This window comes from Pseudomonas sp. TWR1-1-3 (genome assembly GCF_049896805.1).
GTDB lineage: Bacteria > Pseudomonadota > Gammaproteobacteria > Pseudomonadales > Pseudomonadaceae > Aquipseudomonas > Aquipseudomonas bubulae.
On record NZ_JAFCUZ010000005.1, the window covers coordinates 563,877 to 574,164 of the forward strand.

9 protein-coding genes, 1 rRNA gene and 1 pseudogene are annotated in these 10,288 nt (G+C 58.4%); 1 reads left to right on the forward strand and 10 read right to left on the reverse strand.

All coding sequences use genetic code 11. The features are described 5' to 3' along the window. Positions 1–9: 9 nt before the first annotated feature. The 7 genes from ACP7BE_RS21000 to ACP7BE_RS21030 all read right to left on the reverse strand — a co-directional run bounded on the left by ACP7BE_RS21000 (position 10) and on the right by ACP7BE_RS21030 (position 7,027). Positions 10–1,455: an efflux transporter outer membrane subunit gene (locus ACP7BE_RS21000; RefSeq protein ID WP_095000660.1), complete on the reverse strand. Its 1,446-nt coding sequence runs from the start codon at positions 1,453–1,455 to the stop codon at positions 10–12. Next, positions 1,452–2,354: an efflux RND transporter periplasmic adaptor subunit gene (locus ACP7BE_RS21005; protein WP_095000659.1), complete on the reverse strand. Its 903-nt coding sequence runs from the start codon at positions 2,352–2,354 to the stop codon at positions 1,452–1,454. Before ACP7BE_RS21005 ends, ACP7BE_RS21000 begins: the two co-directional genes overlap by 4 nt. After that, positions 2,351–2,560: a DUF1656 domain-containing protein gene (locus tag ACP7BE_RS21010; RefSeq protein ID WP_016782973.1), complete on the reverse strand. Its 210-nt coding sequence runs from the start codon at positions 2,558–2,560 to the stop codon at positions 2,351–2,353. Before ACP7BE_RS21010 ends, ACP7BE_RS21005 begins: the two co-directional genes overlap by 4 nt. Then, on the reverse strand, positions 2,557–4,644 hold the full coding sequence (locus tag ACP7BE_RS21015) for an FUSC family protein (protein ID WP_426107099.1): 2,088 nt from the start codon (positions 4,642–4,644) through the stop codon (positions 2,557–2,559). The genes ACP7BE_RS21010 and ACP7BE_RS21015 overlap by 4 nt, the downstream gene beginning before the upstream one ends. Next, on the reverse strand, positions 4,641–5,072 hold the full coding sequence (locus tag ACP7BE_RS21020; protein ID WP_016782970.1) for a MarR family winged helix-turn-helix transcriptional regulator: 432 nt from the start codon (positions 5,070–5,072) through the stop codon (positions 4,641–4,643). The genes ACP7BE_RS21015 and ACP7BE_RS21020 overlap by 4 nt, the downstream gene beginning before the upstream one ends. Positions 5,073–5,172: 100 nt before the next feature. Beyond that, positions 5,173–5,430 carry a DUF2789 domain-containing protein gene (locus ACP7BE_RS21025; RefSeq protein ID WP_095000657.1) on the reverse strand — a complete coding sequence of 86 codons (258 nt, stop codon included), beginning with the start codon at positions 5,428–5,430 and terminating at the stop codon, positions 5,173–5,175. Continuing rightward, positions 5,411–7,027: a glycosyltransferase family 39 protein gene (locus ACP7BE_RS21030; protein WP_426107102.1), complete on the reverse strand. Its 1,617-nt coding sequence runs from the start codon at positions 7,025–7,027 to the stop codon at positions 5,411–5,413. Before ACP7BE_RS21030 ends, ACP7BE_RS21025 begins: the two co-directional genes overlap by 20 nt. 237 nt (positions 7,028–7,264) lie before the next feature. On the opposite strand from ACP7BE_RS21030, the gene ACP7BE_RS21035 reads away from it, so the two are divergent. Then, positions 7,265–7,963, forward strand: a complete 699-nt coding sequence (locus ACP7BE_RS21035; protein WP_095017815.1) for a GntR family transcriptional regulator — start codon at positions 7,265–7,267, stop codon at positions 7,961–7,963. 48 nt (positions 7,964–8,011) lie between these two features. Here ACP7BE_RS21035 and ACP7BE_RS21040 read toward each other — a convergent pair whose 3' ends face one another. From ACP7BE_RS21040 to rrf, 3 genes and pseudogenes are all read right to left on the reverse strand, one after another. After that, on the reverse strand, positions 8,012–8,797 hold the full coding sequence (locus ACP7BE_RS21040; protein WP_370688617.1) for a methyl-accepting chemotaxis protein: 786 nt from the start codon (positions 8,795–8,797) through the stop codon (positions 8,012–8,014). Positions 8,798–8,866: 69 nt separating this feature from the next. Beyond that, positions 8,867–9,892 (reverse strand): annotated as a pseudogene (locus ACP7BE_RS21045) (cache domain-containing protein); the annotation flags it as partial. 279 nt (positions 9,893–10,171) lie between these two features. Beyond that, positions 10,172–10,287 (reverse strand): 5S ribosomal RNA (gene rrf, locus ACP7BE_RS21050). Position 10,288 lies beyond the last annotated feature (1 nt).

The window sequence follows — 10,288 nt, forward strand, 5'->3', positions numbered from 1 at the left end:
GCAACGCTGTCAGGGTTTGGCGTTTGTCGCCGCTTGCGTTCGTCCACTTTCCCAGCCCCCACCCAGGGCCAGGAACAGATCGATCTGACTCATGGCAACCTGGGTGTTGGCCGCCGACAATTGCGCGCGCATGTCAGTGTAGGTGCGGGTTGCCTGCAGATCGGCCAGGAATGACTCGCGCCCCGCCTGGAAGAACTGATGGGTCTGGTCGGCCGCCGTTTTGGCCGACAACTCGGCCTCTGCCAGGGCATCACGGCGCTGCAGCAACGCCGTGTATTGCACCAGGCTGGTCTGGGTTTCACGGATGGCATTGAGCACCACACCGTCAAACTTGGCCAAAGCGCCTTGAGTCACCGCCTCGGCCTCACGAATTCGGGCTCGCGAGCCATTGGTCGGAATCGTCCAGCTCAGCATCGGGCCGAAGCCCCAGCGGTTAGTAGGGGCCGTGCCCAGGTTGTCGATAATCCCCACTGTGCCAATGCTGGCACCGATGCTGATGTCCGGGTACAGCGAACCTGTGGCCACACCGATTTCGGCGGTGGCGGCGGCCAGATGGCGTTCGGCCTGACGAACGTCGGGACGGCGTTTAAGCAGTGCTGCACCGTCCCCCACGGGCAGCAATTGCGCGATATGCGGCAGCTCGGCGCAGGTAGCCACACCGGCGGGCAGTTGATCCAGCGGCCTGGCCAGCAACATCGACAAACGGAACAGGCCGGACTGGCGCAATGCTTCGTAACGGGGCAATTCTGCGCGCAACGATTTGAACTGGGTTTCAGAACGGGTGACCTGGGTTTCATCACCGCGACCCGCATCACGCAGGCGCTGGGTCAGGCTGGTACTTTGCGCTTGCAGCTTGAGGGACTCTTCTGCGATGTGGTGTTCCTCATTGGCTGCGCACACTTGGGTGTACGCCCGCACCACATCCGCCACCAGAGTGATGCGCGCGGTGTCGGCGGCAGCCTGAGTCGCGTCGGCGTTGGCCTGTGCCGCTTCGATCCCGCGCTGCAAAGTGCCCCACAAGTCGAACTGGTATGAAGTGCTGATACCCAGATCACCGACATTGGCTACCGGCACCTTGTCCGCCAGCAGGAACGCTTCACCGGACTCCTGCAGGCGCTGGGCGCCCGCCTTCACAGAACCACTCCAGCCACCGGCCGACTGTGCCTGCTCAACCTGGGCCCGCGCCCGCGACAGGTTCGCCGCAGCGACCCGCAGATCAGTGTTGGAGGCCAGCGCCTGGCGCACCAGTTCATTGAGCCTGGGGTCCTCATAGAGTTTCCACCAGTCAACTGGAACCGGGGCGGACACCACGTTGGCGCCCTCGCCAGCCAGTTGGCCCTGCAAGTCCGGGCGCTGCATGGCCGCGTCTTTGGGCAATTGGTAATCAGGGCCAAGCAGTTGGCAACCGGACAGCAGCAGCCCAAGTCCTACGGCTGCCAGGCGAACGGCTTTCATTGCGCGCGCTCCGGGGCAGGCTGGGCTTTGGCCGAATCTTCGATGATGGACACGGTCGCGGTGCGCCCGGCAATCATGCGAAAGTCTTCAGGCACGTCGTCAAACACGATGCGTACCGGAATCCGTTGCGCCAATCGCACCCAGCTGAACGCAGGGTTGACGTTGGGCAGCAGGTTCTGGCCACTGGTGCGGTCACGGTCTTCGATGCCCGCCACAATGCTTTCAACATGCCCGCGCAAACGTGCGTTATCACCAATGACACGGATATCGACGCTTTGGCCGACATGGATGCCATCGAGTTTGGTTTCTTCAAAATAGCCGTCGATATGGAACGAGCTGCTGTCGACGATCGACAAGACCGGCCGCCCCGCCGTGACGAACTCATTGACCCGTGGAGCCCGGTCGTTGACGTAACCATCGACGGGGCTGCGCACCACCGTACGATCCAGATTGAGCTGGGCGCTGTCCACGGCCACTTGGGCCTCAATCAGTGCGGCCTGGGCGCGCATTTCACGGGACTGGCTTTCTTCAAGCTGTTCGCGGGCGACCAGGTTGCCCAGGCCTTTGTTACGGCGGCTCTCACGTTGGGCCTGGGCCAGGGTCTCCTTGCGGTCGGCCACGGTGGCTTCGGCCTGACGCAGCGCCAGCTTGAAGCGCTCCTGGTCGATGACAAACAACACCTGATCACGGCTGACGGGCTGGTTGTCACGCACATCCACCTGCTTGATCAGGCCCGACACGTCGGGGGCGATTTGCACGATGTCGGCGCGAATGTGGGCGTCACGGGTCCAGGGAGCAAACATGTAGTACATGGTCATGCGCCAGACCACGACGCAGGCAAACGTCACCACCAATAAGGTGAGAACGACACGGCCCAGGGTCAGTAAAGGTTTTTTCATGTCATCAGATATCGACTGAACGAATCCACAACGCCGAGTAACAGAGCGTAGAGACCGACGTTGAACAAAGCCCGGTGCCAGACCAGGCGGTAAAAGTGCACACGGGTGAGTAACCCGTGAACCACCAGAAACAACAAGTAGGTGATGCCCATCAGTACCAGGAGCGTGGGCAGGAAAACCCCGCTGATATCTACGTCACCGATCATAGCGGCGCTCCCTCAATGTGGGCCTGGGGATGTGGCCGGTCGTCGTTGTCGACAATAAATTCGACACCGGGCAGCAGCGCCAGACGCAGGCCGCTGAGGGCGTGCAGCAAATGCACTCGTGCCTCGCCTTCGGCTTGCAGGTCATTGGCGTTGAGGGCGCGACGCGTGCGGTCCATGGTCATTTGCAGGCCCATTGGCATTGGCAGGCGCTCACCCGCCTTGAGGCAGGCACAAAAGTAGTCACCCACATCACTGACCACCTGGCGCAGCAACAGTTGCGGCCCGCCCGTAACCCTGGGTGCGTAGGCCAGCAGATCGAGCAGGTTGAGGGCCACCCGCAGGTCACGCAAGGCGCTGCCGGTGTCCTGCCCGGTCAGGGCCAGACGTGGCAAGTGCTGCATCAGGCGGTCGAGCATTTGCGCGCCCATTTGCCGGTGTTCGGCCAGGGTGGCGGGCTGGGTCAGGCTGACAATGTCACGCCAGCTGAAGCGGGTCAGGCGCTTGGCCGCCAGTTCGGCACCGAACGGGCGCGCGATCAGGGTCCAGACGAAGGCAAACAGCAGGCCGACGGGGCCGGCCAGGTTGGCGTTCATAAACACCATGAAGTCCGCGTCGTAGGCGCCCTGGATACTGATAAACGAGGCGGTGTTGACGATAGTCAGCAAGGTGCCCAGGTAAAAGCGCGGTTGCACGGTCAGGGTGCCGACGCAGATAAACGGCACGGCAAACGCCAGCACCAGCATCGGGAAGTCATGCAGGTTGGGCAGGATCACAAACAGGTAGAGGCTGGCAAACAGCACCGACAGCGAGGTCCAGAAAAAGAACCGGTAGATCTGTGGCGCCGGATCGTCCATCGCGGCAAAAAAGCTGCAGGCCACGGCGGCCAGAATCACCGCACTGGCGCCGTCAGTCCAGCCGAGCAGAATCCACAACACCGAGGCGACGACAATCGCGGTGACGGTAGAGAACGCTGAATAAAGCATCAGCCCGCGATCCAGAAATGGCGTCAGGCGACCCAGGCGCCAATGCCGATAGACCGCACGCCAGACATCCTGGTTACCGGTCGAGATGGCCTCTTGCAGGCTGCGGCAGTCTTGCCACAGGTCGATCCACTCACCCAGCCGGTACAGCACGTTGGAGAGCACCAGTTGGCGCCGATCATCCAGGGCGGCGGCGCTGGGCTGCAATGCTTCAAGTTCATGGCGCAATGCTTGCCACTGCTGGATCGAGGCGCCCTCACGGGTGCGCTCAAGCCATGCCTGGGCGTGGTCGAGCAACGGCGTGACCTTGTCGAGCAGCTCCGGAGCGCGACGCTCCAGCGCATAGAGTGCATCGTCCAGGGCATCGACCACCGGCAGCAGGTGGATCATGCGTCCACGCAGCTCTTTGGTGTTGCGCACGGTCTGCGGGTGCGCGCCCTCATGAGGCAACTGGCCAATCATCATTTCAAGGCTGTTGAACGTCGCCACCATTGATGAACGCAGGCCACTGGCTTTGCTGGGTTCGACATCGCGGGCCAGAAAGTGCTGGCTGTAATTGCTCGCATCGGCAAACCACTTGGCCGCCGCGTCGATAAATACCGGCGTCAGGCGCCGAGGCCAGAACATGCTGCCTACGACCGCCGCGCAGACGATACCGAGCATGATTTCTTCAGTACGCGAAACGGCGATGTCGAACACATTCAGCGGGTTATCCACAATCGGCAGGGCGATCATGGGCATGGTGTAGCCGGCGAGCATGAACACGTAGCTGTTGGCGGTGCGCAGGTGCAGCGACAGGAACAACAAAATGCCCGTCCAGAGGGCAATCACCAGCACCAGCAAGAACGGTGTCTGGACAAACAGCGGCACAAAAAATACCGCTGCAGCAGCGCCTATCAGCGTGCCCAGGGCTCGGTACACGGCCTTGGAGCTGGTGGGCCCGACAAAGGGGCTGGAGACGATATAGACCGTAGCCATGGCCCAGTAAGGGCGAGGCATTTCCATCAACAAGGCGATATACAGCGCGATCATCGACGCGGCGAAGGTACGTACCCCGTAGAACCAGTCGCGGGCAGGCGGCATGCTGCTGAAAAAACCGTTCAAGAGGCAGCCCCGTCAGGCAGTTGTCCGGCAGCTTCGAAGGCTTTGATCACACGCAACGCAGCTTCCTGGTCAGCCACTGGAATATCGGCCAGAGCGGCCCTTCTCAGTTGTACAAGCTGAGCTTCAATCGATTGCACCAGAGCACGCCCGGTGTCGGTCAGGCTCAGGGTTTTGGCGCGGCGGTCACTGGCATCTTCACAGCGGCGCACATAGCCAGCCTTGCACAGTTGATCGAGCAAGCGCACCAGCGACGGGCTTTCCATCCCGGCAGCGTGGGCCACGGTGACTTGCCGCACACCCTCACCCAGGCGGCCGATGATCAGCAGCGGCATGGCGCAGGCTTCGGAAATACCATAGTTGACCAGCGTGGCCTGGCAGACGCGACGCCAATGGCGAGTCGCAACCACCATGCCGGTGCTGATGCTCATTTGCAGTGGATCGAGAGTGTCAGGCAAGAGGCGTCACATAATGTTAGTTTGCTAACTATTAATATTGCGCGGCCAGATGAGCACAGTCAAGTGTTGCTATTTATTTCTTAGGGCCCGTGACAGGTTTTTGCCGCAGCATCAGATTCAATTGGTCGACAACTTCAGCCCAGTCAGCGTCTTCAAGATGCTCCTCACGCAAAAAAGCCGCTTGGGCGGGCGTCCAGAAAAAAGCATCTTCAAGCTTGAGGTCAGGCTTGAGTGGCGAGTGGGTGGTGACAAACTTTTCGATATCTTCCGGGCTGGACGGCAGGCCCAGCTGCTTGAACAAGGATGGCAGGCTATGGGTTGGCTTTTGCATCGAGTTGACTCCATTCAGGTTCAGAGCCGCATTTGGCGGCAACGCAGGTCAAATATAGACGAGCCTGAGTGTCATCGACGGCCAGGTCCTGTGCTTTGCGCCAATCCATGGGAATTGCACTGAAGTCGTCGGGCTGCAGTTTGCTGCTGATCAGCCAGATACGACCCGGGCCTGGGGGCATATCGCTCAGGCGATCGACATAGATACTCGTGCCGTGGCCATTGACCAGCGTGCCAAAGCCATAGTCATTCGGGCGCCCTGAAGTGCCATCTTCCAGGGGCGGCGTATAGAGCATCGGTTGAAATCCGGTCTTGTTGTAATAGACAAAGCTGAAGTACCAGAACAGGTCACTGACGACGATCCGGTCACCGGGCCTGAACTGCTGGTTAACGTGCTCCACCAGACGATCAAAATGATCGGCATCGCTGCTGAAGTTGCTGCGCAAGCCCGTCACTTCGGCGCCAATGAACAGTGTCAGCAGCGCTATGGCCAGCGCCCGCTTGCGCTTGAACAGTTGATCGACTGCAATCGCCACAAGCAGCGGCAAACCCAACGCGGCAAACATCACATAGCGTTCGATAAACAGAGGCGAGATAAAGGATACGGCGTAAATGGCCAGGATCGGCAGCAGGGTGTAGATCACGATCAACGTGATGAATTTATGCGGGCTTGAATCGCGTACAGCCATTCCTGCGACACCGCCAAGCAGTGCCAGCGGTGCCAGCCAGAACAACGGCCAGGGCAGGTTGTCGCCTTCATCCTGTATCAACAGCTGCCACGTCATGGCGGGCAAGGAGTGGGCATCGACTGCAGGCTCCCACCCCACATCACCGCCACTCTTGAGTTCATCCATATGTTGCAGCAAATCCACCAACCCCGGCAGCCAGGGCAGGAACAACAGCACAATGGCAACGTTAACCAGCCACCAGGCCGGGCGCCTGATCAGCCAGCCGCTGCTGCGGCCACTTAGCAACAGGTACAGCCAATGGGCCATTACACAAAACGCTGTGAAGTAATGGGTGTAAAAAGCAGCCGCCATCAGCACGGTGTAGAGCACCGGGTAGCGATACTTATGCGGGGCCTTGACCCAGTACACAAGCGCGATTGTGGCAGCTATCAGCCACAACCCCATCAGTGAATACATCCTCACTTCCTGACTGTAGCGCACGGCGGTAGGCAATAACGCCAGCAGCAGGCCCGCCAGCAATGCAGCCCGCGGGGTGGCCACCAGCCGTACCAGCCAGATACCGAAAAATACCGTGGCAATGCCGGGCAGGACACTCAGGGAACGAATCGAGACCAGGCTGTCACCAAACAGCGCTATCCAGCCGTGCAACAGCATGAAATACAACGGAGGGTGAACATCGTGCGCAGCATGAAACCAGATCCCCGACAGCGGGTAGTCGCTCAGCATCAGGCTGGAGCCTTCGTCGCACCAGATCGCCGAGGCGGTGAAACCGTAAAAGCGTACTCCTGCGGCCAGCAGCAAAATACACCACAGCCACGGCTGACGAATCAGGCTGGAAAAAACGTTAGAGGGCTGTAACAGGAGTTCAAACCGTTGCTCACCCACATCGTTGTTGCTGAGTACGCCCATCCCTCACCTGCTGTGCATTGGTGCTGCAAATCGGGCAGCTCTAACTTCGGCGATTGTAGGGCACAGCCCATAACAAAAGGGAGGGCACCCGCCAAGAAAGATAGTGGCCCCATGCAATCTCTTATCCCGCAGTCACGCTAAACTATGCGTAACAAGGTTTGACAGCAATCAGGTCAGTACCTAACTTGAATTGGATCCAAACATGTATGCCGGTTCGTCGGCACAGGTAGTCGCAACGTGGCCGTCAAAAACAATCCCTTAAACAGCATAGTTGTGTCGGGTCCCATACCCGCTCACCTGGCGCGCTCGGAGATCGAAGAAACCTTGCGCAACGCCATTCTTGATGGCCGTTTGCCTTGCGGTACAGCCATTCGCCAGGAAGCACTGGCGAAGTTGTTTGGCGTCAGCCGTATGCCTGTACGCGAAGCACTGCGTCAGCTGGAAGCTCAAGGTTTGCTGCAGGTCGTGCAATACAAGGGTGCCGTGGTCGCTCCTTTGATTGAAGACAACTCGCTCGAGACCTATGAACTGCGACAGTTGCTCGAAGCCCAGGCACTGCGCCTGTCAGTACCACTGTTGAGCAAAGAGGATTTCGAAGAAGCCGAGGGCTATATCGAAGCGCTCGAGATCGAAAAAGACTTCGGAAAAATCGGCACACTCAATCGGCAATTTCATCAGGCGCTTTACTGCAAGGCTCCTAATAAAAAACTGCTGGCACTCATTGAGGCCGGGCTAATTGAAGAAGAGCGTTTTCTACGCTTCAACCTTGAGCAGATGAACCTTGGCAAGTTGTGCCAGGACGATCACCGTGCGTTGTTGCGTTATGCCCGGGCCAGAGATGTCGAGGCTTGTATTGCAGAGCTGGAGTTGCACCTGCAGCGCGGGGTGAAGGCTATTACCTACTACTTGAGCATGGTCAAAACAAAACAGCCCTGACATATGAATCGCCAGGGCTGTGGATAACTTATTGCTGACCTGCGGGTTTCAGATTTTGAAACTGTCGACCAGTTGCTTGAGACGGCTGGCCTGCTGCGATAGCGCATCGCAGTCCTTAAGGGTTTCGTTAAGGTTCACCACACCTTGCTGGTTAAGCAAGTTGATCTGGTTGATATCCACATTGAGGGTTTCGACCACTGCCGTTTGCTCTTCAGTGGCGGCGGCAACCGACTGGTTCATACCGTCGATCTCATCGATGCGCTGAGTCACGCTGATCAAACGGGCACCCGCCTGATTGGCGACCTCGACACTCTCCTCGCTGGAGACCTGACTCGCATTCATGGTGCTGACCGCTTCGCGGGAGCCTACCTGCAGCGAGGTGATCATTTTATGTATCTCCTCTGCCGACTCCTGAGTGCGGTGGGCGAGGTTGCGCACCTCATCCGCCACCACCGCAAACCCTCGACCCGCTTCGCCCGCACGCGCAGCCTCAATGGCTGCGTTGAGGGCCAGCAGGTTAGTCTGCTGAGAGATACCTTTGATCACATCCAGAATGTGCCCGATGTTGTCGGTGCTGGCATTCAGGGTTTCTATTTGCGCACACGACAAACTGATCTTCTGCGATAGCTCGGTCATGGCCTGGATGGTCTGTTCAACCACTTTGCGACCGTCATCTGCCTGCTCGCTGGCACCGCTTGCATGTTGCGAAGCATCGGCGGCGTTGCGGGCGATTTCCTGGGTGGCGGCACCCAGTTCATTGATCGCCGCGGCGACACTGTTGGTGCGCGCACTTTGCTCGTCCGAGCCGACAATGGAAGCGTTGGACGAGGCCATAACGCGGTGTGACAGGTCATGAACCTGACGAGTAGCAGAAGACACTTCGCTGATCGAGGCGTGGATACGCTCGACAAACTGGTTGAACGAGCTGGCCAGTTCACCGAATTCGTCCTTGTTCTCAATGACCAGACGGCGCGTCAAGTCACCCTCGCCCTGGGCGATATCCTGCATCGCACGGCCCATGGTGGTCAGTGGACGCATCAGTACACGGATCAACAAACTCAACAACAACGCAATCGCGGCCACTGCAATAAACATTGCAATCAACGCAGACGTACGGAATTTTGACAGCGGCGCGTATGCTTTTTCTTTGTCTATTGATTGACCGATATACCAATCCGCGGACGGCAGGCCTGTCACCGGGGTAAAGGAAATAATCCGCTCATGACCATTGAGCGTCACTTCCTGAATGCCCTTCTCGATGCGCAGAGTACTGACCGGGTAAATGTCCTTCAGGTTCTTCATCACCTGATCTTTATCCGGGCTAACGATAACCTGGCCATCACTGCTCACCAGAAACGCGTAGCCCAGGCCACCGGAATCAACCGAATTGATGATTTTGACCAGGCTGTCCAGGCTCAGGTCACCTCCCACCACACCCAACAACTCACCGCCTTTTTTAACGGGCATGGCGATGGTCACAATCAGGCCTCCGACAGCTGCCATATAAGGAGGTGTCAACATGGTCTGACCGGCGCCTACAGCTTGCTTGTACCAGGGGCGCTCGCGGGGGTCATAACCTGCAGGCATGGTCGCGTCAGGGCGTTGAGTAAACACGCCATTGGCTTGCCCGACGTAGGTGAACTGAAAGTTGGAGGTGAATGCCGGCTGATCAACCAGGCCAGGGAGATCAGCCTGGCTGCCTTGCTGCGCAATATTCTGTGCCAGGCTCTCCAGCACCAGAATGCGGCCACCAAGCCAGTTCTGAACGCTGCTGGCTGTCAGGTTGCCAGCCTGTTGCACCGAGGACTCGATGTTCTGCTTGATGGTGTCGCGCTGCAGATAATCGTTGTACAACGTGAATAACGCAAACGCCAGAACCACGACGCCTGAAGCGGCCAGAAGGATTTTATGACTGAACTTGAGATTCATAGCATGGGACTTCTTATGCCAAAAGTTGGGATGCGTACGGTGTGTGCAACCTGTTGGCAGCTCTGCTCGCACGCAATGCTCAACAGGCTGTCGGCACGGACGGCAGAATACTTAGCCACGTTTGATGGCAATGTGCTTAATCCGACGAAAGCGCAGCTGTGCGATTTGAGGTTTGGCTTTTGGAAGGGGGTTCAGACGAACAGAAAGGGCGCTGGGGATTTACGTCGCGCAAAAACAAAACCCCTGTCTGCGTTAGCAGACAGGGGTTTCGGAATTCAATCTTGACGATGACCTACTCTCACATGGGGAAACCCCACACTACCATCGGCGATGCATCGTTTCACTACTGAGTTCGGGATGGGATCAGGTGGTTCCAATGCTCTATGGTCGTCAAGA

Coding starts and splice junctions, on each gene's coding strand:
- ACP7BE_RS21000 (WP_095000660.1), bottom strand. CDS start 1,455: ATGAAAGCCGTTCGCCTGGCAGCCGTAGGACTTGGGCTGCTGCTGTCC.
- ACP7BE_RS21005 (WP_095000659.1), bottom strand. CDS start 2,354: ATGAAAAAACCTTTACTGACCCTGGGCCGTGTCGTTCTCACCTTATTG.
- ACP7BE_RS21010 (WP_016782973.1), bottom strand. CDS start 2,560: ATGATCGGTGACGTAGATATCAGCGGGGTTTTCCTGCCCACGCTCCTG.
- ACP7BE_RS21020 (WP_016782970.1), bottom strand. CDS start 5,072: ATGAGCATCAGCACCGGCATGGTGGTTGCGACTCGCCATTGGCGTCGC.
- ACP7BE_RS21025 (WP_095000657.1), bottom strand. CDS start 5,430: ATGCAAAAGCCAACCCATAGCCTGCCATCCTTGTTCAAGCAGCTGGGC.
- ACP7BE_RS21030 (WP_426107102.1), bottom strand. CDS start 7,027: ATGGGCGTACTCAGCAACAACGATGTGGGTGAGCAACGGTTTGAACTC.
- ACP7BE_RS21040 (WP_370688617.1), bottom strand. CDS start 8,797: ATGGCCTCGTCCAACGCTTCCATTGTCGGCTCGGACGAGCAAAGTGCG.